At 39.5% G+C, this 20,372-nt stretch carries 23 protein-coding genes and 1 pseudogene; 15 read left to right on the plus strand and 9 right to left on the minus strand.

Features of this window, described 5'->3' with window-relative positions; translation table 11 throughout:
* Nucleotides 1-194 precede the first annotated feature (194 nt).
* The 10 genes and pseudogenes from RGF10_RS02830 (at nt 195) to RGF10_RS02875 (ending at nt 9,502) form a co-directional block, all read left to right on the plus strand.
* The gene (locus RGF10_RS02830; protein WP_318507104.1) at nt 195-1,670 is read left to right on the plus strand and encodes an anion permease; all 1,476 of its coding nucleotides are present in this window, start codon (nt 195-197) and stop codon (nt 1,668-1,670) included.
* Between the two features lie 107 nt (nt 1,671-1,777).
* Nucleotides 1,778-1,960 carry a hypothetical protein gene (locus RGF10_RS02835; protein ID WP_318507106.1) on the plus strand — a complete coding sequence of 61 codons (183 nt, stop codon included), beginning with the start codon at nt 1,778-1,780 and terminating at the stop codon, nt 1,958-1,960.
* 2 nt (nt 1,961-1,962) lie between these two features.
* Complete coding sequence (locus tag RGF10_RS02840) at nt 1,963-2,808, plus strand: fumarate hydratase (protein ID WP_318507108.1); 846 nt, start codon at nt 1,963-1,965, stop codon at nt 2,806-2,808.
* A 12-nt stretch (nt 2,809-2,820) separates the two neighbouring features.
* Entirely contained in the window at nt 2,821-3,381 is a 561-nt protein-coding gene (locus tag RGF10_RS02845; protein ID WP_318507110.1) for a Fe-S-containing hydro-lyase, read from the plus strand.
* 24 nt (nt 3,382-3,405) lie between these two features.
* A complete protein-coding gene (locus RGF10_RS02850; RefSeq protein WP_318507112.1) occupies nt 3,406-5,115 on the plus strand; it encodes an FAD-dependent oxidoreductase in 1,710 nt (569 codons plus the stop codon).
* Nucleotide 5,116: 1 nt separating this feature from the next.
* Complete coding sequence (locus tag RGF10_RS02855) at nt 5,117-6,076, plus strand: succinate dehydrogenase/fumarate reductase iron-sulfur subunit (protein WP_318507114.1); 960 nt, start codon at nt 5,117-5,119, stop codon at nt 6,074-6,076.
* On the plus strand, nt 6,073-6,963 hold the full coding sequence (locus RGF10_RS02860; RefSeq protein ID WP_318507116.1) for a CoB--CoM heterodisulfide reductase iron-sulfur subunit B family protein: 891 nt from the start codon (nt 6,073-6,075) through the stop codon (nt 6,961-6,963). Before RGF10_RS02855 ends, RGF10_RS02860 begins: the two co-directional genes overlap by 4 nt.
* A 13-nt stretch (nt 6,964-6,976) precedes the next feature.
* A complete protein-coding gene (locus RGF10_RS02865) occupies nt 6,977-7,318 on the plus strand; it encodes a molecular chaperone GrpE (RefSeq protein WP_318507117.1) in 342 nt (113 codons plus the stop codon).
* A 272-nt stretch (nt 7,319-7,590) separates the two neighbouring features.
* A pseudogene (hprK, locus tag RGF10_RS02870) lies at nt 7,591-8,507 on the plus strand (HPr(Ser) kinase/phosphatase).
* 362 nt (nt 8,508-8,869) lie between these two features.
* The gene (locus RGF10_RS02875; protein ID WP_318507119.1) at nt 8,870-9,502 is read left to right on the plus strand and encodes a TVP38/TMEM64 family protein; all 633 of its coding nucleotides are present in this window, start codon (nt 8,870-8,872) and stop codon (nt 9,500-9,502) included.
* Nucleotides 9,503-9,518: 16 nt separating this feature from the next.
* Here RGF10_RS02875 and RGF10_RS02880 read toward each other — a convergent pair whose 3' ends face one another.
* Complete coding sequence (locus tag RGF10_RS02880) at nt 9,519-10,730, minus strand: GerAB/ArcD/ProY family transporter (protein WP_318507121.1); 1,212 nt, start codon at nt 10,728-10,730, stop codon at nt 9,519-9,521.
* A gap of 239 nt (nt 10,731-10,969) precedes the next feature.
* Here RGF10_RS02880 and RGF10_RS02885 point away from each other — a divergent pair, with 239 nt between their 5' ends.
* Nucleotides 10,970-11,710 (plus strand): sulfite exporter TauE/SafE family protein, encoded by a 741-nt coding sequence (locus RGF10_RS02885; protein WP_318507123.1) that lies wholly within the window; start codon nt 10,970-10,972, stop codon nt 11,708-11,710.
* A gap of 147 nt (nt 11,711-11,857) precedes the next feature.
* On the opposite strand, the gene RGF10_RS02890 is transcribed toward RGF10_RS02885, so the two are convergent.
* Nucleotides 11,858-12,379, minus strand: a complete 522-nt coding sequence (locus RGF10_RS02890) for a hypothetical protein (RefSeq protein ID WP_318507125.1) — start codon at nt 12,377-12,379, stop codon at nt 11,858-11,860.
* On the minus strand, nt 12,369-12,743 hold the full coding sequence (locus RGF10_RS02895; protein ID WP_318507127.1) for a hypothetical protein: 375 nt from the start codon (nt 12,741-12,743) through the stop codon (nt 12,369-12,371). The genes RGF10_RS02890 and RGF10_RS02895 overlap by 11 nt, the downstream gene beginning before the upstream one ends.
* Before the next feature lie 272 nt (nt 12,744-13,015).
* Between RGF10_RS02895 and RGF10_RS02900 the strand changes: the two genes are divergently transcribed.
* The 3 genes from RGF10_RS02900 (at nt 13,016) to RGF10_RS02910 (ending at nt 14,935) form a co-directional block, all read left to right on the plus strand.
* The gene (locus RGF10_RS02900; protein ID WP_318507128.1) at nt 13,016-13,228 is read left to right on the plus strand and encodes a hypothetical protein; all 213 of its coding nucleotides are present in this window, start codon (nt 13,016-13,018) and stop codon (nt 13,226-13,228) included.
* Between the two features lie 242 nt (nt 13,229-13,470).
* Nucleotides 13,471-14,148 (plus strand): fructose-6-phosphate aldolase, encoded by a 678-nt coding sequence (locus tag RGF10_RS02905; RefSeq protein ID WP_318507130.1) that lies wholly within the window; start codon nt 13,471-13,473, stop codon nt 14,146-14,148.
* 175 nt (nt 14,149-14,323) lie between these two features.
* Entirely contained in the window at nt 14,324-14,935 is a 612-nt protein-coding gene (locus tag RGF10_RS02910; RefSeq protein ID WP_318507132.1) for a tetratricopeptide repeat protein, read from the plus strand.
* A 180-nt stretch (nt 14,936-15,115) separates the two neighbouring features.
* Here RGF10_RS02910 and RGF10_RS02915 read toward each other — a convergent pair whose 3' ends face one another.
* From RGF10_RS02915 to RGF10_RS02925, 3 genes are all read right to left on the minus strand, one after another.
* On the minus strand, nt 15,116-15,418 hold the full coding sequence (locus tag RGF10_RS02915; RefSeq protein ID WP_318507134.1) for an MTH1187 family thiamine-binding protein: 303 nt from the start codon (nt 15,416-15,418) through the stop codon (nt 15,116-15,118).
* Nucleotides 15,419-15,493: 75 nt separating this feature from the next.
* Entirely contained in the window at nt 15,494-16,216 is a 723-nt protein-coding gene (locus tag RGF10_RS02920) for a metallophosphoesterase family protein (RefSeq protein WP_318509315.1), read from the minus strand.
* Nucleotides 16,217-16,681: 465 nt separating this feature from the next.
* On the minus strand, nt 16,682-16,972 hold the full coding sequence (locus RGF10_RS02925) for a c-type cytochrome (protein ID WP_318507135.1): 291 nt from the start codon (nt 16,970-16,972) through the stop codon (nt 16,682-16,684).
* 423 nt (nt 16,973-17,395) lie between these two features.
* Between RGF10_RS02925 and RGF10_RS02930 the strand changes: the two genes are divergently transcribed.
* Nucleotides 17,396-17,593, plus strand: coding sequence for a hypothetical protein (locus RGF10_RS02930; RefSeq protein ID WP_318507137.1), 198 nt, complete (start codon nt 17,396-17,398; stop codon nt 17,591-17,593).
* Nucleotides 17,594-17,666: 73 nt separating this feature from the next.
* Here the strand turns inward: RGF10_RS02930 and RGF10_RS02935 are convergent, their stop codons facing one another.
* From RGF10_RS02935 to RGF10_RS02945, 3 genes are read right to left on the minus strand one after another with little or no spacing between them, the layout of a single operon-like run.
* Nucleotides 17,667-18,602 (minus strand): response regulator, encoded by a 936-nt coding sequence (locus tag RGF10_RS02935; protein ID WP_318507139.1) that lies wholly within the window; start codon nt 18,600-18,602, stop codon nt 17,667-17,669.
* 5 nt (nt 18,603-18,607) lie between these two features.
* Nucleotides 18,608-19,240 (minus strand): ATP-binding protein, encoded by a 633-nt coding sequence (locus RGF10_RS02940; protein ID WP_318507140.1) that lies wholly within the window; start codon nt 19,238-19,240, stop codon nt 18,608-18,610.
* On the minus strand, nt 19,149-19,874 hold the full coding sequence (locus tag RGF10_RS02945; protein WP_318507142.1) for a hypothetical protein: 726 nt from the start codon (nt 19,872-19,874) through the stop codon (nt 19,149-19,151). The genes RGF10_RS02940 and RGF10_RS02945 overlap by 92 nt, the downstream gene beginning before the upstream one ends.
* Nucleotides 19,875-20,372: the final 498 nt, after the last annotated feature.

The raw sequence follows: 20,372 nt of genomic DNA on the forward strand, positions 1-20,372 counted from the left end.
AGTACGATTCAGGTAGCGGGAAAACAGTTTCTCGAGGGGAAGGAAATTGCCTTAGTGGAGGGGATTATTTCTTAATACTTTAGCCGCCTTTTTTATTTATCTAAGTTTGTGAATCTATTCACAAATGTGAACATTTTGTGAACAAATTGAAAGTGTAAAAACACAATTATGCAATTTATAAAGGAGTGAAATATATGTCAGTTCCTGCAATAAAGTTAAAACAACCAAAGATTCAACAGGTTGAAACAAGCACAAAAAAGCCAAGTGAAGTAAAAGCAATACCACTACTTATTATGATCCTTATCGGTGTAGCGCTTTGGATGGTACCGGCACCTGCAGGTCTCGAAGCACCTGCTTGGCACTTATTCGCGATTTTCGTCGCAACTATTGTTGGATTAGTAAGTAAGCCACTACCAATGGGAAGTGTAGCGATTCTCGCATTGACGGCAACAGTTTTAACACAAACCTTGACGATCGAACAAGCACTTAGTGGTTTTCAAAACACAACAATTTGGTTAATCGTTATTGCGTTCTTTATTTCGAGAGGATTTATCAAAACAGGTTTAGGCTCTCGTGTAGCTTATATCTTTGTCAAAATGTTTGGTAAGAAAACGCTTGGATTGTCTTATTCCTTACTAGTTAGTGACTTGATCTTATCACCAGCGATGCCATCAAATACGGCTCGTGCAGGTGGAATTCTTTTACCAATTATCCGATCTCTATCTGAAACATTTGGTTCACGCGTTGGCGATGGTACTGAACGTAAAGTTGGAGCATTTTTAACAAAAGTAGCTTTCCAAGGTGACATGATTACATCTGCCATGTTCTTAACGGCAATGGCTGCTAATCCGTTAGCTGCCCAAATTACAGCAGATTTAACAGGAGAAACCATTTCGTGGATGGGTTGGGCAACAGCCGCAATCGTACCTGGACTTATTAGTTTAATTTTAATTCCATTTGTGATTTACAAATTATATCCACCAGAAGTGAAAGAGACTCCAGAAGCACCAGCAATGGCTGCGAAAAAGCTAAAAGAAATGGGTCCACTAAAAAAACAAGAATGGTACATGATTGGCGTATTCGTTCTTATCTTGGCTCTTTGGATTTTTGGAACAACCTATGGTATTACAGCAACGACAACAGCCTTTATCGGTTTAGGAGTATTGTTATTAACTCAAGTATTATCTTGGGCTGATATAAAGAAAGAAGAGGGCGCATGGGATACATTAGTTTGGTTTGCTGTGTTAGTTATGATGGCTACCTTCTTAAATGAGTTAGGCATGATTCCTTGGTTCAGTGAAACAATGAAGGGCGCTGTAAGTGGAATGGATTGGATGTTAGCTTTAATCGTCCTTTCAGTGGTTTACTTCTATTCTCATTATTTCTTTGCCAGCAACACTGCACACGTAAGTGCAATGTACGCAGCATTCTTAACGGTTATCGTAGCAGCAGGAGCACCACCGTTAGTATCAGCATTAATTCTAGCATTTTTCAGTAACTTGTTTGCCTGTACAACGCATTATGGTTGTGGTCCGGCACCTGTTTTCTTCGGAAGCGGATATGTTACTCAAAACAAATGGTGGTCACTCGGCTTCCTTATTTCCATCATTCATATCATCGTTTGGATCGGTATAGGTGGAGTTTGGTGGAAGATCCTAGGACTTTGGTAAAAAAAGCTTAACGAATAAAAGATACTGCCGATAGCGGATTCCCCCTCCCGATCTATTATGATCAGACTCTATCGGCGGTAGTTTTCATTTAAAGTGGAGGAGAGCTTATGTCATCTAATTGTTGTTTAGCTCCAATTATTACAGAACATCGCCCAGAGTTATTTCATGGCAGCGATGATGGCTATGAATTAGTAATTCCCTTTTTAGTTTGCTCGGAATGTGGCGACATTCAGCTAAACGCTGTGGACGCTAATAAAGATAAGAGATTGCAATCGGTAGGAGGAATTTAATCATGCGGGAAATCTCAGCAAAATTAATTACAGAAACAGTTAAAAATCTTTGTATGAGTGCAGCTTGTGACTTACCTGAAGATGTAGAAAAGTTAATTGCTGCAGGCTTAGAAACAGAAGAATCCGAGTTTGGTAAATATAGCTTAGAAAAAATCTTGAAAAATGTAAAACTAGCTCGCGCAGAACAAGCGCCCATGTGTCAGGACACAGGAATGACGGTTATTTTAGTAGAGGTTGGCCAAGACGCACGTGTTGTCGATGGTGACTTCACGGATGCTATCAATGAGGGTGTTCGCCAAGGCTATGAAGAAGGCTACCTAAGAAAATCGGTTGTGTCAGACCCTGTATTAGACCGCAAAAACACAGGCGATAACACTCCAGCCGTCATTCATATGGAAATCGTTCCAGGAGATCAAATCAAAATTCAAGTTCTTCCAAAAGGTGCAGGAAGCGAAAACATGGGTGCCGTGAAAATGTGCAAGCCAGCTGAAGGCATCGAAGGCGTTAAAGATTTCATCGTTAACTCGATTACACAAGCTGGTGGAAACCCTTGTCCTCCTGTCATTGTTGGCGTTGGAATCGGTGGAACAATGGATAAATGTACATTATTAGCGAAAAAGGCATTAGCTCGTGAAGCTGGTTCACCTAATCCAAACCCTGCTTATGCAGAAGTGGAAAAAGAACTGCTAGAGCGCATCAATAAATTAGGCATTGGACCACAAGGTTTTGGCGGAAAGGTTACGGCTTTAGCTGTTCATATTGAAACCTATCCAACACATATTGCAATGCTACCGGTTTGTGTGACATTGAACTGCCATGCAGCACGTCATAAAGAAGCAATTTTATAAGGGGTGGAAAAAATGACAAATATTAAACATCTTACTACACCATTAACATATGACCAAGTAAAGGATTTAAAAGCCGGTGATCAAGTATCGATTACAGGTGTCATTTATTCAGCGCGTGACGCAGCCCATAAAAACATGGTCGATGCATTGAATGCTGGCGAGTCCATGCCAATCGATGTAACAGACCAAGTTATTTACTATGCTGGTCCAACACCTGCTAAACCAGGCAAGCCAATTGGTTCCTGTGGTCCGACTACTAGTGGACGGATGGATGCTTATTCGCCAACGATGATGGAGCAAGGATTAAGAGGAATGATCGGTAAAGGTCCTCGCAGCAAAGAAGTGATCGAATCGATGAAGAAAAATGGTGCGGTATACTTCGCAGCAATCGGTGGAGCTGCAGCATTAATCGCAGACACGATTAAAAAGGTTGATATCGTTGCTTATCCAGATTTAGGACCAGAAGCTATTCGCCGTATGGAAATTGAAAATTATCCTTGTATTGTCGCTGTCGATTGTGAAGGTAATGACCTTTATGAAATTGGTGTTAAGAAATACAGAATCGAAGACTAACAAGGAATTGAGGTGCAAATTTTAATGCTTAAATATGATGTTGTAGTTGTAGGAGCGGGCGGTGCCGGAATGATGGCGGCACTATCAGCGAGTGAAGATAAAAGTTTGCGTGTCGCTTGTATTTCAAAAATTTTCCCAACACGTTCCCATACAGGAGCGGCACAGGGCGGAATTAACGCAGCGATGGCTTATCGTGATGCCAACGATTCAACGGAAAGCCATTTCCGTGACACGGTTAAAGGAAGCGACTTTTTAGCAGACCAGGACGCGGTTGAATTTTTCACATCGAATATGCCAAAGGTTATTTCTGAATTAGATTATTACGGAGTTCCGTTTTCACGTGATGAAAATGGCCGTGTTGCGCAAAGACCATTTGGTGGCGCATCTAGTCCTAGAACGTGCTATTCAGCGGATAAAACAGGACACGTTATCTTACATGCACTATATGAACAGTGCTTAAAGAATAAAGTTGAGTTTCTTGATGACTGGCATCTTTTATCCGTTGCGGTAGAGGACGGAAAATTCGAAGGTATCGTCGCAATGGAAATGCGTACGGGCGAGATTCGTGCGATTCAAGCGAAAGCAGTTGTTATCGCTACTGGTGGATTTGGTCGTATTTACTGGAGCAGAACAACAAATGCAATCAATATGACTGGTGATGGGACAGCAGCTTGTTTTGAAGCGGGAATTCCATTAAAGGATCCAGAGTTTGTCCAATTCCATCCAACTGGTTTAGCTTCAACTGGGGTGCTTTTATCAGAAGCATGTCGTGGTGAAGGCGGATACCTATTAAATAAAGACGGCGAAAGATTTATGGCTCGTTATGCTCCTGAAAAAATGGAACTTGGACCTCGTGACCTCGTATCCCGTTCAATTGAAACGGAAATTAAAGAGGGTCGCGGTTTTGGTGAAGGAATGAACTCTTATGTTCTAATGGACCTTCGTCACTTAGGTGAGAAAAAAATCATGGAACGTCTTCCACAAGTACGTGAATTGGCGATGGATTTTGAAGGTGTGGACCTCATTAAGGAACCAGTACCTATTCGACCAAGCTGTCACTATATGATGGGCGGAATCCATGTTAGTGATTATAAAACATGCAGTACACCAATCGAAGGAATTCACGCAGCTGGCGAATGTTCAAGCGTATCGATTCACGGAGCAAACCGTCTTGGCGGAAACTCTGTAGCGGATGTAGTGTTATTTGGTAAATATGCTGGTCTTGGTGCGAAAGAAACAGCGAAGCGACGTTCATTTGCAGGTACGAAGAAATTAGAAGCTGAGACACTTAAATGGAAGGACGAGTTTGAAACGATTCGTCACAAGAAGACGGGTATCAACATGTTCAGTATCCGTGACCGCTTAGCGGAAACAATGTGGTACAATGTTGGGATTTTCCGGACTGAATCGGAAATGGCTCAAGCGCTTCAAACAGTTGAGCAGCTTTTAGAAGAATATAAGGATGCTTTCTGTGGAGATTCTTCTATTAAATATAATATGGCATTTTTAAACTACGTTGAAATTGGTAATATTTTAAAACTTGCCAAGGCCGTAACAATGGGTGCCCTCAATCGTAAAGAGAGCCGTGGCTCGCATTCGAGAGCGGATTATCCTGAGCGTAATGATGGTGAGTTCCTGAAACATACATTGATTCATAAGGAAGGGGACAACTATCGTTTAGATTACATCCAGGTAAAAATCACGAAATATCAACCGAAGGAGCGGAAGTATTAATATGTATACTACATTATTTTTCAAGATTAAGAGATTTGATGGCGAGCGCGAATGGTTCCAGGATTATGAAATTCCTTATGAAAAAGGAAAGACGATTCTGTGGGCGCTAACAACAGTTCGTGAAACACTCGATCCGACCCTTACTTTTACATCAGCTTGCCGACACGCAATTTGCGGTAGCTGTGCCGTTCGAGTTAACGACAATGCTTTTCTTGCCTGTAAAACGTCATTAGATGAAGTTTTGGAAACCTTCAATACAAACTATTTAACTTTTGAGCCGTTGAAAAATTTCGATGTGATCAAAGACTTAGCGATTGCTTGGGAACCAAAAATGGATAAGATGGAGCAAGTAAAGCCATGGTTAATTCCATCTGATGAAGGTACAAAGGAAGACGGTTTTATTCAAGCAGAGGATGATTATCATGAAATCGCTGCGCCAACAGATTGTATTTTATGTGGTGTGTGTGCATCTGAATGTAATCAGCTTGCGATCAATGATGGAACGTATTTAGATCCGTTTATTTTAAATCGTGCTTATCGTTTTGCAGTCGATTCTCGTGATGGCTCACCAGAAGAGCATATACGTCCGGTTTATGAAAATGAGCTATGGAAATGCTTGCACTGTATGCAGTGTGTGACGAAATGCCCAAAAGGTATTCCATTGACTGAACAAATTGCTTATTTACGTGCAGAGTCGATCAAGATGGGTGAAACGAAAAACCTAGGTGCCAGGCATGCGTTTGCGTTCCATGATGATGTACGAAGCAAAGGACGCCTAAACGAAGTAATGCTACCGATTAAAACAGAAGGTATTGTGAACACGGTAAGTAAACGTGTACCGTTTGCCTTAAGAATGATTACAAAGGGTAAAATTAACCCGCTCCATATGCCAAAGGCCGTTGAAGGTATTAAAGGAATTCGCGAAATTTATAAGTATGCTGAGGAGGTTAGAAAATCATGAGTCTAAAATACGCCTTTTTCCCAGGATGTACATTAGAATCAGCAGCTGAAGAGCTCATGATTTCTACAAAAAAAATTGCATCCGCATTAGGAATCGAATTAATCGAAATTAATGGTTGGACATGCTGTGGTGCAAGCCATATTCAAGACGTAGACAATTTATTGGCTACATCTATTAACGCACGAAACATTGCCCTTGCAGAAGAAATGGGCACGGTGAAGATGTTAACAGTTTGTAATACGTGTACATTAATGTTGCGTACAGCTAAGCTGAAAATGGACAAAAATGAAAAACTTCGCACGCAAGTGAATGAAGGTTTAGATCGAGCTGGTCTTAAGTATAAGGGTACAACTGAAGTGACTCATCTTCTTTGGGCATTAATCGAGGATTACGGCTTAGAGAATTTACGGAAGAAAGTAGTAAGACCTTTAACTGGTTTAAAGGTAGCGAATTTCTATGGCTGTCATATCGTTATGCCACCGGATGTAATGGGCTTTGAGAATCACATGAACCCACAATCAATGGAAATGGTTGCTGATGTATTAGGTGCAGAAAGTGTTGATTTTGATCAGCGATTAGCTTGCTGTGGTTTCCATTCAGTTTATCCAGCTGAAAGAGAAGTAATGGATTTAACGGCTAAGAACTGCTTGTCACCAAAATATGCTGGAGCTGATTGCATTGTTACTCCATGTCCGTTATGCCAGTTGCAGCTGGATGCTTATCAGCCGGAAGCTCAAAAAGTAAATCCAGAGGATATCTCAATGCCAATTCTTCACTTACCACAGTTAATTGGTCTTGCTCTAGGATTTTCACCAGAAGAGCTGGCGATCCAACGCCACGTGGTTGACGCGATCCCAGCATTAAAACGCTCACTAGTAATGGCATAAGGGGAATTTCTCCATGGATTATGTGTTTGAGAAGAAGGCTAAGTTAGTTGGGAAGATTGGTAGTGGAAAGCTGTGGTTGTTAAATATTACGGATGACTGGATTCATGATCAATATGGCGATAGCCATATTTATTACGGAACGATTCATTCAAGTAAGCAAGCCTTTCACCCCGTTTCAACCTCGATCACTGGCTATTTTCAGGACGAAGACACAAAAGGGTGGATAAAGGTCAAGGATGGTGTCGCCATTCTCGCCGAAGAAAACCCTGAAAACTCCTGGAAGACTAATATAAATGAGTTTGTCAAAATCTCGATAAAAGCAGGGTGTACCGGAAAGTTAAGTTTGGAAAGTTAACAATCAACATTTGATTTAACCCTATATCTTTTATCTCTCTCTGTACTAAATAGAAAAGTCCTTCAAGTTGGAATTTGATTTCTATCTTGAAGGATTTTTTGTTTTTTGAAGCAAAGGGATGGTTCTTTTGCTGCAAAAGAATGGTGTAGGAGGACAGATGGTTCACCTGCTTCTTTTGTAAAAAAACTCCTCATGCTTCAGTTGTAAATGTGAGCGTTTTCTTTTATTTTTACGTTATAATAATTAGGCAATTAATAAGGGGAAGTGGTGGAATGCAATCGATCACAATTGGGGATTTAGTTAAACGATTTTCATTGGAGGTTTTGGCAGGGAAACAGCATTTGCAGCGGACTGTCACAAAATCTCGATCACATCGGCCAGGGCTTGAGTTTATCGGCTTTTTTGAATTTTTTCCGATGGAGCAGGTTCAGGTTCTTGGGCAAAATGAAATAACCTATTTACATACGCTTGATAAAGAAGAGCGGGCGATGCGGGTTGGCAATATTGTTAAGTACCATCCGCCTTGTTTTATCGTGACGGACGATCAGCGGGGGCTTGTCAATTTAATGCGATACTGTGATGAGGAAGGCATCCCTCTTCTGCATACAAAGGAACCAACCTATGAATTCAGTGCCAAGCTTGATTCTTTTTTAGTCAAAGCATTAGCACCAGAGATAGCAGTTCATGGAGTATGCCTCAATGTTTTTGGAATGGGCATTTTACTTCGCGGTGTTTCAGGTATTGGGAAAAGCGAGACCGCCCATACATTGATTGGGCGAGGGCACAGACTCGTTGCCGATGATATTGTCGTCCTGAAGAAGCTCAGTCCACAAACACTGCTCGGAACTCATAATGAAACAAACAAGGAGTTTCTCGCTCTTCGAAGTATTGGTCTGTTGAATGTAGTCCGACTTTATGGGAGAAAAGCCTATCAGGATGAGACAAGAATTTCACTCGATATTGAATTGACAAGATGGAAGGATAACTCCTTAAATAATGAGCTTGAGGTAGAGCCTTCATTTACTGAATATTTGGGTGTCGAAATTCCTCATATTGAAATTCAGCTCCAGCCGGGCGTGATGTTGTTGGCCTAATTGAAGCCGCAGCTAATAACTGGTACCTAAAGCAGCAAGGCTACAGTGCAGCCGACGAATTTCTAAAAAGACTTGAATCAGACTTGCCAGAATGAAGTAAACAGGGGGACGAGCCTATGGTTCTCCTGCTTTTTTGTTTGGACCCGTTCTTACTTTGAAAATAGGAAAAAACAAACTGTTTATTATGTTGCAAATAGTTGGCAAGTATAGTCATTTGTTTAATACAATAAAAGAAAAGCGTAGTTGGTTTTCTGATGGAGCACTTCAGAATTAATGTGAGATATCCCATAAATCATAAGAAATTCCATTGTTGACCTAGTTCATTTTTGTGATGCACTCGTATGATACGGTAAGACAATTTCTCATACGATGAGGTGTTCGTAATGGCGATACGAATGAAATATGTACCGATTGTGTTTACGCTTCCTTTTTTTATTTAAGTTTCAAATCTGATACAATGGCTGTCTTGTTATCGGGCGATACTGACGCAGTAAAAGGATTATCTCATGGCAGTCTATTCCTTATTCTAATGCTTACTCTTCTCCTCATGACCGTCCAAAATCTGTTTACGATCATTCCTCTTATTTTATTAATCTCGATTAATGTTTCTCTGTTTGGATTTACAGGAGGATACCTGTGGAGCTGGCTCGGCAGTGTTGCTGGTGCAGTGGTTTCATTTTATATGACACGATATTGGTTTCAGAATTTCTTTTCAAAGTACGTCAATGAAAAATGGGAAACAAAAATGGAGGAAAATGGGTTTTGGTTCGTTTTCTTTGGCCGAGTCATGCCGTTCATTCCGACAAGTGTAGTCAATATTGCAGCGGGCATTAGCTCTATTCGCTTCCTAAAATTTTTCTACGCTACCGCACTTGGCAACCTAATATACTTCTTCTTTCTTTCAGCTATTTCGCTCGGAATACTTTCTATCCCATGGGAAAATGGCATTTATGCAGGAATCGCTGCTCTAGCTCTAATCATTTTTCTTGTCATCAAGAAAAGGAAGCATGGGGAAGTTTCGCTTGTTTCCCTCCAAACAAGTGATCATGTGGAAGTTGTCGAATCAGTTGAAAGCAGTGAACAAATATAAGTATTGAGACCACCTCTTAAACAAGTGAGCCTCTTTTTCCCTCGTGAAAAAGGAGTGTGTAAAAAAACATACACACTCCTTTCTTACTCCTTTTCAGAACTGTTCTGGTAATTTTCTCCCCAACAGATGTGGAAGGATTGTCTCCCAGCTTCCTCAGTTTGCCAATGATTAATAATAATGCAGGAAGAATTAACCCATAAACGGAGGCAAAGGGTGTCCAAATTGACCCAATAACGGACAGAAAGTAGGCTGAATTCGGATAGGCTATTAATGAAAGAACAATCATGATCATGGAGAATGGAAAAAATAAAAATTGATATTTTTTTAGCCTTAATGTTTGCGCTAAGCTCAAGGAAGATGCATAAAAACAAATGGTCAGTTTAAAAAAGATTGTGATAAACCATAATATGGCAAGGCTGGCCTCGATTCTTTGAATGAAACCGCCTATATTAATCCTTGTTGCTAAAAGAAAAGTGGGGTAGATGACGTTTGTTGTTGTTCTATATCCGATCACTAGTATGGTTACTAGGGAAATGATTATAAGAATGATTCCCCCAAACAAATAACCAATTATAAAGGAACGCTTAGCATCCTTTGTTCCGTGGACAAAAGGAAATAGCATTAAAAACACGACAAGCTCCATACATGGAGTTCCGATAAATGGGAGAGCACCATTGATGATTGATTTCATGCCACTTTCATAGATTGGCTGAATATTTACTAGCTCAATTTGTGGAAGAATTAAGAGGATGAGAATTAAAAAAAATAAGATCACCCATGGAAATAACATCTCTGAAGTACGTGAATACGCTTCTAGTCCATAATAGAGCCCAAAAAGAACGATGGCTAAAAAAAAGATCTCAATAAACTGAATCGGCGTGGCATCCAATATATGAGTGACCATGAAATCTCCTATATTTCGTAGGACAAGTGCAGAAATAAGGAAGAAATAGGCTGAAAAAGAGAGGGATACTAACTTTCCTAACCACTTTCCGAGGATTTTCTCGCAATATTCCGCTAAGGTCATCTTTGGAAAAGTACTCCCTAATGCATTGTATAGCAATACAAGCAAAACCCCTACAATAACACCCACAATGGCAGCGAGCCAAGCATCCTGCTTCGCTTTAGCAGCAAAAGCGGATGGCAATAATAAAACAGAGCTTCCAATTAGATACATCATCACTAATACTGAAAATTGCACATGAGATATTTTTCCATTTTCTAGCATTATTATCCCCTTAGCCCTCTATTTGTTCTATTATTATCCTTCTTATAAAAATAAAATATACAACTTTTGAGAGCCTCGAAAATTTATCATAGACCACTTTTTCAAATCAGCAGGAATTCAAAACATTTTTATTAAAAAAGATGAAGAAAGGTAGTACAATTATTAGATTAGAAAATCCCATTGTTATTGTAGGAAAATTAGTTTAAAAATCTGAAGTCCGAAGAAAGAGGTTATGAATTTTGTTGCTGATATTGACGATGCTGATGCTAGGAGTTTTGCTTGGTTTTATTGGTGCTGGCGGGTCTGGCTTTATTATTGCCCTTCTTGTTACGGTTTTTAATATCCCAATCCATTCTGCGATTGGAACCGCAGTTCCGGTCATGTTTTTTACAGTATTGACCGGAAGCTTGAGTCATTTTCGGGATGGAAATATAAATTTAAAGAAAGGGATTATGGTCGGGTTATTTGGTGGTGTGGGCGCTTATTTTGGAATGCGCTTGACTCCGTTTATAAATCCTAATGTGCTAATGCTGTTTACCGTTTCAGCCCTCACACTTTCAGGAATTCTAATATGGGCCAAAACGAAAATAGTTTCAGAACCTAACGAACAGCAAGAAGAATTGGGATTCCTCCGTTATGCTGCTGTAGGACTAGGGAACGGATTCATTTCGGGTACGTTCGGCATCGGTGCGGCACCGTTCATCCAACTATCCTTGTTAAAATGGCTCCATTTCCCGATGCGAATTGCAGCAGGGACAACAATGCTGGTCATTCTCCCGATTGCCCTGTTTGCATCAATTGGCTCTTTTCAAAACGGCTACTTCGATATGGAATTGTTTTTACAAGTGGCATTAAGCACGATGATCGGTTCATATATTGGTGCAAAATTAACGAAACGGCTGCCGCAAATTTTCTTGCGCTATGGCATTGTCGTAACTCCAATTGTGAGCGCAATAGTGCTGTTAATTAATTTCCTGTAAGACGTGTGCACAGCTGGTTAAGTTTTAGATTTGAGGCAATAAAAATGAGGGTGCTCCACAAAAAGCCAAAACTTTTCGGAGCACCCTCATTTTCAATATATGTTAAACTCAAAAATCTCTCAAACTGCTAACCCAGTAGAACCACGACTATTTGAAAATTGCCGCCATGATTTCGTCTGTTGTCATTCCGCTTTCGACCTCGTACATGCCTGGCTTCAAGGAATTGGCTAGACCGCGTCTATCTACTTCCTGTGAAAATTCCAACGCATTTGGAATGATTTTTGATTGAACAAGAGCATTACCAACATCAATGCTTGTCATCCCTGAAGCAACAAAGAGCGCGGTGCGGTACACGACTTTTTCTGTGCCTTTTTGCTCCTGTTGATCTTTATTTTTAGCATCTGTAGTATCAGCATTTTTTGCCGCAGTTTTCGCTTTCTTTTCTGCTGCTTTTACGGCTGCAACCTGGGCATCCCATTCTTCTTGGGTCTTAATAACAAAGCCGTCAGATGAAAGCTCCTTTTTCATTTGTGCTGCAGTCATTTTTTCTGCTGCAACCGTTTTAACTGCCGTACCTGAATCTGATCCACCAAGAAAATAAACAATGGCCATTAGGAAAGCTGCGATGAAAATGCCTCCGGCTACACTGCGCATCGTTTTAGCTGTCATTTTCAACCGTTCCCCTTTCACTCTTAGGTTTGACGTAAGGAGTTAGACTGCTCTCGATTTCAGCTTCTGTTTTTTCGAATTTTGTTGCGATGCTTTCAAGCGAATATCCGCGTCTTTGCATGTCAATCATTTCACGGAGTGCACTCTGTTCCTCAGGATTACCCGCCACTTGGGCAGAAATTTCTGCATCAATTTCAAGATTTCGAACCTGTTCCTGAAGCTTATTTATTTGATCATTGTACGTAAAGGTCATATGGTCTAATTGCTGTTGGACATCATTGGATGTCTGCTTTGCTTTGTAAAAAGACATAATGAACAGCACTACAGCAGCTCCAAATAAAATGGCTAACGTCCACTCCATCATACTTGCTCATCCTCCACTTAAATTTATTTATTTGCATCGCCCTATTATACATCGATTCATATCATAATTCGATAAAAAATAACAAAACACGACAAAAGTCTTAGCTGAGAGAAAAATTACCCAATCCCTACCGTTGAATTGACCAGTCCCGCTTCAACTAATTCATACCAAAGCTACGTATAAATAGTAATGGTGCAGAATATGTATTTAGGATAGGTAAAGGGGGGATTACTCTGCTAAAAATTATTTTGAAATTGATTAGTGTTCTCATCATGTTATTTGGTGTTTATCTTCTTTTTTTCACAGCGAACGAAGGAATTGGTATTATTGTAGCGATCGTCGGTTTTGTATTATTTCCAAGCGGCGGTTCGTTTCATTCACGAAGCAGAAAGAGATCACGAGCAAAAAGCTCTGACTATGATGACGATGATAATGATGAAAGTGTTAATGGAGTTGATAGTGATTCAGACGGTGGCGATGATTAAGAATCAGCAATGTTTTTTGGGAAAATAGGAAATGAATAAATCCACAAATAGGGCGCAGGGCTAACCAGTTAAAGGGTAGCATTATGCGCTTTTTATTTTTAAGCACAATTTTTGTTCTTCACTTTTTTTAAAAGTCTATGAGTTATATAATTTTGTTAAGTGCCTCGAAATAGTTCCTAGCACTGTACAAACTTTGTTTAAATCAATTTATCCCTCTGTTTTACGAGGAGAAAGGACCAATAATGAGACTTTATATTGATTCTGCAGATGTGGAAAAAATTAAATATTTAACAAAATATTATCCAATTGCAGGCGTAACGACGAATCCGTCGATTATCGTCAAGGAGAACCGGCCGTATTTAGAGCTTCTTAAGGAAATACGAGCAGCAATTGGTGACGAAAAGGAACTATTCGTACAGGTAATAGGTGATACAGCTGAGGAAATGGTCGAGGAAGCAAAGTATATTCGCCATCAGCTGTCTGGAAAAGTGGTCATGAAAATCCCAGTTACAGAAGAGGGAATTCGGGCGATTAAGCTGTTAACAGAGGAAAATATTCCAACATTGGCAACAACGATTTATACTTCTTTTCAAGCGCTAATTGCTGCAATGGCAGGTGCGCAATATGTAGCTCCATATGTAAACCGGATGGACAATTTAACTATTGATGGTGTAAAAGTTGTCGCGGAGATTGCCGAGCTTTTCAAAAACTACCATCTGACGACTGATATTATTGCCGCAAGTTTCAAAAATGTCCAACAGGTTCATGATGTTTGTCTCGCAGGTGCTCAAACCGTAACAGTAGGACCTGACTTAATCGAAAAGTTTGTTGCTTTCCCAGCAACCGAAACTGATGTTCGCGTGTTTAAATCAGAGTGGCAAAAGGCATTCGGTGAAGATAAAGCTAGTTTAATTGATTAATGAATTGAGGAGAGCTTGGTTTCTTCAGTATTGAGGAGACCGAGCTTTTTTGTGTTTAAGGGGAAATGGTAAATATTAACTTAATGACTTTGTAATATATGCTGAAAATTCCATTATTTATTTTCGATATAATCAAATTATGTAATAGGAGAATGTACAAAAAGGTGGGTAATGCATGGGAAGCGCTGCTAATCAGTTCATTGATCAAGGGAATTCTTTGAAGCAAGCTGGGGATTTAGAAGGTGCTAAAATTAAATTCTTTAAAGCATTGGAATTTGATCCTTTAAATAGATCTGCTTATATGAGTTTAGGGAAAACGGCATATTTATTGAAAAATCAAAATTTAGCCTTAAAGTGTTATTTAGCATCGATGCATTTACTGCTATCACCCATTGAAAACGATATACAGCATGATCAATTATCCTGTCAATTAAAAATCCAGCACGATACGTTTCCGAGCTATTTTTTGACCTCTTTACCTCGTAAGTCAGCCTTTGTTTTGTACCTATATCCTAATACTCCAAGACATGCAGCACATACACTTATTGATTTATCACCGATTCAATTACGTGAAAATCCGTATTTGAAGCCATATGCTGAAATCTATCATTCCTTCATCTCTAAAAATGGTACACATTCGCTAATATTAAATAAATATCACAAAACAACGGATGATCAATTAGCCTGCGATCAAAGTTATTATATTCCATATGGGAGAAACTATTTCCTTAAGGAGATTCAATGGGGAAAAATCCTGAACAATGACGTGCTGAATCTTTATTTTTAGAATGCGAAATATGACATTTCGGAAACGGCAAGTAACCTGCCGAATTTCGCAAGTAAATCGTCCAAATTGGCAAGTAAAAATCCAAATGACGCAAGTAAAAAACGGAACGCCCAAGTAAACCACTCGCTAAAAAGGTGTCCCTACTCTTGGGGACACCTTTTTAAAAACAATTCAGTGCATCTACAATTTACTTCTTACGGACTCGAGCTTTCGTTCCATCGTATTTTCCTTGTCGCGACGATCATCGATACGAATATTGGTGCAAACACGTTCTAATCCTTTTTGAAATGGGATCTCATGGATTTGTCTAACAATTTCAAGCAGGTCCGCAAGCTCTCCTTCAATCAACGTGCTCATTGCGGTTAATTCATATTTTATCGTATCCTTGTGCTGCTCGAGGACCTTGTGAATGTCAGCGACATATTCGCTTACACTTGGTGTCGAAGTGCCAACGGGAATCACGGTAATATCAATAATGGCCATTTTATTTCCTCCAAAATTTTAAGGATTTTTCACTAATTATGATAAAAAAAGTTACCTATCTCAAACTCTAAACGACTATAATCTTCCGTTGCGAATTACCTCGGTCATCATTGCTGTGTTTGGGTAATCTAGGTTCTCGTAAAGCTCTATTACCTTTTCTAAATCGTAATCTACCCTTTGAATTGACACTTTTGCACGCCCGTCCTCAACCTCAACTAAACCGTAGGAAGCCTTTGCCATTCCATCGAATGGAAGTCCGACGCTGCCAATATTCATCACAATTTTACCGTTGATAAAGCGAATATAGGGACGATGAATATGCCCGTAAACATATATTTGTGCGTCTTGTGCTCCCTGCATTAAGCGAGTCTCCAAAACATCATCACCACTATCAGGCAATACAATCTCAAATAAGCTTTCTGGTGTAGCGTGGAATCCATGGATTGCCACATTATTTAGATTGATTTTTAGATCAGAAGGAAGACCTCGAAGATAATCAAGATCGGTTTCATCTAGTTGTGAAACGGTCCAGTCACGTTCTGTTTGCATCATGTTCAATGCTTGAGGGGGAACCTCTCCTTCTCGGACACCACGGACAACCCATTCATCCGCATTCCCCTTTATCACTTCTGTATCCAATGAGCGTACCAGTTCAAGTGAACGCTTCGGTTCAGGACCACGGTAACAAACATCCCCGAGCACATAAATCTTGTCAACTTCCGACCGCTTTAACTCTCTAAGCACTGCATCAAGTGCTACGGCATTCCCATGTATATCTGAAATAAAGGCTATTTTCATCACGTATCCAACCTCCAACACTAAGAATGGCTAAATTTTACCACCATGGAAAGGACAAGTCTAATATGATGACGGCCTTGGGAGCATCAAATAGCGAAAGGCAACCGAAATGAAACTTTAGGGACACAGAGGCCCTTATTATGATGAAATTCCCGGTTGTTTAAGATTTACTGGACATGGAATACCTTATTTGCAAAAAAACAATTGAATCATGCTTGATTATTAATGAATAAGGGCTCTGGTGTCCGTAAAACCGATCAAACTGCCTCGTTCTGTATAAATAGCGTCTGTGATGTCCGCACACAAACACGATTAGCAACAAAAAGAAGGGGACACCAGACAAATCGATATTTTGCAATAAACCTGATTAGCAATAAAAAATGACTAACAAATTCACAGACGGTTTGTTAGTCATTTTTCATGTTTTGTAATAGTAGTTATGGAACCCGTCAAGAATTGGGCCTGTTATTTTGTCATCAGCCAATCTACCATAAGCTGTGTTTCCTCATCGGATAAGAGGTTGCCGGGCATCATGCCCTTCCCTTCCATAATGAGTGTATGTAATTCTTCCTCGCTATATTTATCTTTCAAATTTGTTAACGCTGGCCCCGATGCACCCTTAAGGTCCGCACCGTGACACCCAACACAGCTTTTGTTATAAAGACCTTCTGCATCCTTCGGTTCATCAGCTGAATCATTGCCGCAACCACTTAACAGGAAGAGCATTCCTAAGACTAATATTACGATTTTTTTCATTCGTTCCCCTCCACAATTGGATTTTGTTAGTAAGCTAATTATTTGTAAAATCGACCAGTATCATTCAAAATGTAAGACTTTTTTTCTGAAAGTCCTATTAATAAATTGTGACATGAATAGAGTGGTGTCGACCAAAAATTGTCGAAATGAAAATTTAGTTGAAACTTAAGCATTATTACGCCTTTTAGCTAATTTTTTTCTAGTTCGAATGTCATAAAAATCTTTAAATAACAGTGCTGAAATGCAGTTTTTGTAGAACGGAAAACGTTGAATATTTAAATTTACCTCAATATAATTAAGGGCGATTACATATGTATCTTTGACTTCGTTAAATATGTCTGTTGATTTCATATCAATCAACAGATTACTCAATAATCAACAATGTTCTTATACTAGTTTATTTATAAAAAAGGAGGAAGAGTTTTGAAGTTTAGTAGATTTGCAGCTTTGTTTGTGGTCATCCTTGTCTTTCATGCTGTTTTTGCAGGATTTGTCTTTGCGGATACAGAAGCTTCCTCAGCACCAACATCAAACTACGATTACCTAATCATCGGACTTGGACTTGCCTTTGTTGGTATGATTAGCATAGGAATTAAACAACATCACCAAAGAAGAAATTAACACATACAGCTTAAAAGTGTGGTTATTTAACGCAGTAAAGCGGTGGGGGACAGTCCCCCACCGCTTTATTCTGTTAAAGTGTTTTGGCTTCCATGTAGAGAGCCTGGATGAATTTTTTTATGTTGACGCGGGGGTTTGTTCCTGTGCTTCCGGTCCCGGCTTTTCCCTCGAGCTCGCGCATTTTGAGACGAATTTGTGCATAGTCAAAGAAGGTTGAGGCGTAATGTTCAAATTTTGGGTTTGTGTAATCGGTCAGACCGAGCGCTGCAATATGGTCGAGCGCCTGGTGGATCGCTCGGCGAACTCGTTGTTCTCCTGCTTTTATTTCTTTCTTTAATTCGCAAGGTGAAACACTGCGACCTAATCGTTTTTCTACGATTTTCTCATATAATTCCTTTAAAGATGGAGTAGCGCGATTTCCCATTTGTTCGATATCGTACATAACACTGAGAAGATCAAGTAAATCCTTGTTTCCACTTTCGCCAATGATCCCAAGCTCCAGTAAAATATTTTTACCTGAAGCAATAATTGCATAAGTTTCATTCTGGCTTGAGCGCGAAGCTCCCATCATTGGTGTTACAGGTTGATTAAGCTGCTGCAGTCCGCTTAAGGAATTTTGAATTTGCTGGATTGAATTTTTTAATAGAAGATGCTCCTGTACCTTCTTTAGTACATTGACGACCTCAAATCGGTTAATCGGCTTCGTAATGTAGTATTCGACGCCAAGTGAGTAAGCCTCTCCAATTAAGTCCTTCGTTTCAACTTGTGAAATCATGATTATTTTTCCATTGAACGAAGGTGCAATTTCTCTAACTGTTTCGATTCCGTCCCGATTAGGCATAAGCAGGTCAATGAGCAAAATATCTATCTTCTTTGCAGCTAGTATGTCGGCATAAACTTCTGAGCCATCCTCGGCTTCACCAACTACAATCCCAAGGTCATCATCTTCAATTATATTGGCAAGCATTGCCCGAATTGGGGCAGAATCATCCACTATAAAAAAATTCATTTATCTCATCCTCTCTCCAGCAAACTCTCAATTGGAAGGCAAATTGTAAACACTGTTTTATAGATTGCTTCAGGTTCGTCTAACGTAATTGAACCACCAAATTCTTCAATCGTGTCTTTAACATAGGATAAACCAATGCCGGTTGATGCCTGGCCGATATTGTCAAATTTAGTTGTAAATCCAGGAGTAAATATGAGCGTTCGATTTCGCGGGCTTATTCCTGAACCATTGTCTTTTACCTGGACTGCGAGCATGTTTAAATCCATTTTGGCATCAATATGAATTTCTCCGTTCGCCTCGATCGCTTCAACGGCATTGGCGACAAGATTATTAATCAGTGAAAGAAGCATAAACGTGTTATAGCTCGGATGGATTCCCCAAATATTGTTAGTAAAAGTAATGTTTTTTCCAAGCATGACTGCATACCGTTCGTTCCCAGTGACAATAACATGAATGATTTCGTTGATAGTCATAAAATCATCCATTTTTTCCTTGGCCATTAGCTTTGAAAGACCTGCATAAATTCGCTGATTGTCTTTTTTTATTTCATGAATTTCCCCGGCGAATTTTAAGGCGGTTTTGGCGAATTCGTTTTGGCCGCTCGCTTTTAAGTCCCAGGTACAAGTTATAACCAGCACTTGTTAAATTCTCCGTATTCTTCATTGTTTTTTTTAGCTGAATCATTTCAACATAAAGGTTGGAAATGTGAACAAGCATTTGTTCATTACGGAGCTGTTGGGCGGTTGCTGCAATTCGTGATTCCCGGATAACGATTAGGTTGAAAAAACCAAGCACGAAAAAACTGCGGATGATTGCAATCACACCAATCGTGAAGGCGCTATTCACACTCATATCCACATGGTTATGAAATGACCGAATTCCCATCTCCGTAAACGTTGCAATAATCTCCATGATGACGCCAAATAAGCCGATAAGTAACGGTTGTTCATAGAATTTTTTAATTTTAAATAAATGAAACATCATCGCAAATACCAAGTAATAAAAAAACACAGGAAAATGGCGTTCAAGTGCATCTTCAAACAGCATGCCATCACCTAGTACTCTAAGGGCAACTCGAAATAGAACGACTGCCACACCAACATGAACTCCGGAAAGGATTGGTTTCATTTGCCGCGACCATAATAAAAAGAAAAAGAAAACTGGAGTGCCGAGACTTACGCGAACATTTTCTTCAAATGGATATAATTTTAATTCGCCGGCGAGCGGAACCATGATAATCATGGCTAAATATACAAGAATTTTGTTTTTCACGGCTTACACATCCTGTTTGGATAAAAATGATGTTGTTACGACTGACTTTAATTGAATTATTTTCCCCAAAACAATCCACGTCTACCGTATTTAAAACGGGCTTACTTCGAAAACAAAACACACCCAGCAAGAAGTATTGATTTCATTAACATTGTACGGGAATTGCAAGATTATCAAACACGTAATTATGACAAATTTATTAAGTTCGAAATCCAGTGTGTTAGATTTTGTAGTTTTTCGTAGGGTGGCAATTATCATCAAATCAAGCAAGAAGACAGTTTCCCCTTTCTTATAAATAAGCATTTCTGTCTTCTTGCTTCATTAAACCCAGCAAGGTTGATGATATTTTTTAAAAATTAATATTGTGAATTGCTTCACAAGATTGGCTTCAGTATGATATTAAATTAATTTTTCACTAACGTAAAAGATTTGGAAGCAATTTACGAAAACAAAAAGAAAAGAAAGAAGGTGACAGGAGGTTCATGAAGATGATGAACT

The organism is Bacillus sp. T3, from assembly GCF_033449965.1.
Taxonomy (GTDB): Bacteria; Bacillota; Bacilli; order Bacillales; family Cytobacillaceae; genus Bacillus_BU.

Bases quoted from the DNA above. Each gene is read 5' to 3' on its own strand.
- RGF10_RS02830 (WP_318507104.1), top strand. From the start codon at position 195: ATGTCAGTTCCTGCAATAAAGTTAAAACAACCAAAGATTCAACAGGTT.
- RGF10_RS02835 (WP_318507106.1), top strand. From the start codon at position 1,778: ATGTCATCTAATTGTTGTTTAGCTCCAATTATTACAGAACATCGCCCA.
- RGF10_RS02840 (WP_318507108.1), top strand. From the start codon at position 1,963: ATGCGGGAAATCTCAGCAAAATTAATTACAGAAACAGTTAAAAATCTT.
- RGF10_RS02845 (WP_318507110.1), top strand. From the start codon at position 2,821: ATGACAAATATTAAACATCTTACTACACCATTAACATATGACCAAGTA.
- RGF10_RS02850 (WP_318507112.1), top strand. From the start codon at position 3,406: ATGCTTAAATATGATGTTGTAGTTGTAGGAGCGGGCGGTGCCGGAATG.
- RGF10_RS02855 (WP_318507114.1), top strand. From the start codon at position 5,117: ATGTATACTACATTATTTTTCAAGATTAAGAGATTTGATGGCGAGCGC.
- RGF10_RS02860 (WP_318507116.1), top strand. From the start codon at position 6,073: ATGAGTCTAAAATACGCCTTTTTCCCAGGATGTACATTAGAATCAGCA.
- RGF10_RS02865 (WP_318507117.1), top strand. From the start codon at position 6,977: ATGGATTATGTGTTTGAGAAGAAGGCTAAGTTAGTTGGGAAGATTGGT.
- RGF10_RS02875 (WP_318507119.1), top strand. From the start codon at position 8,870: ATGGCTGTCTTGTTATCGGGCGATACTGACGCAGTAAAAGGATTATCT.
- RGF10_RS02880 (WP_318507121.1), bottom strand. From the start codon at position 10,730: ATGCTAGAAAATGGAAAAATATCTCATGTGCAATTTTCAGTATTAGTG.
- RGF10_RS02890 (WP_318507125.1), bottom strand. From the start codon at position 12,379: ATGACAGCTAAAACGATGCGCAGTGTAGCCGGAGGCATTTTCATCGCA.
- RGF10_RS02895 (WP_318507127.1), bottom strand. From the start codon at position 12,743: ATGATGGAGTGGACGTTAGCCATTTTATTTGGAGCTGCTGTAGTGCTG.
- RGF10_RS02900 (WP_318507128.1), top strand. From the start codon at position 13,016: ATGTTATTTGGTGTTTATCTTCTTTTTTTCACAGCGAACGAAGGAATT.
- RGF10_RS02905 (WP_318507130.1), top strand. From the start codon at position 13,471: ATGAGACTTTATATTGATTCTGCAGATGTGGAAAAAATTAAATATTTA.
- RGF10_RS02910 (WP_318507132.1), top strand. From the start codon at position 14,324: ATGGGAAGCGCTGCTAATCAGTTCATTGATCAAGGGAATTCTTTGAAG.
- RGF10_RS02915 (WP_318507134.1), bottom strand. From the start codon at position 15,418: ATGGCCATTATTGATATTACCGTGATTCCCGTTGGCACTTCGACACCA.
- RGF10_RS02920 (WP_318509315.1), bottom strand. From the start codon at position 16,216: ATGAAAATAGCCTTTATTTCAGATATACATGGGAATGCCGTAGCACTT.
- RGF10_RS02925 (WP_318507135.1), bottom strand. From the start codon at position 16,972: ATGAAAAAAATCGTAATATTAGTCTTAGGAATGCTCTTCCTGTTAAGT.
- RGF10_RS02935 (WP_318507139.1), bottom strand. From the start codon at position 18,602: ATGAATTTTTTTATAGTGGATGATTCTGCCCCAATTCGGGCAATGCTT.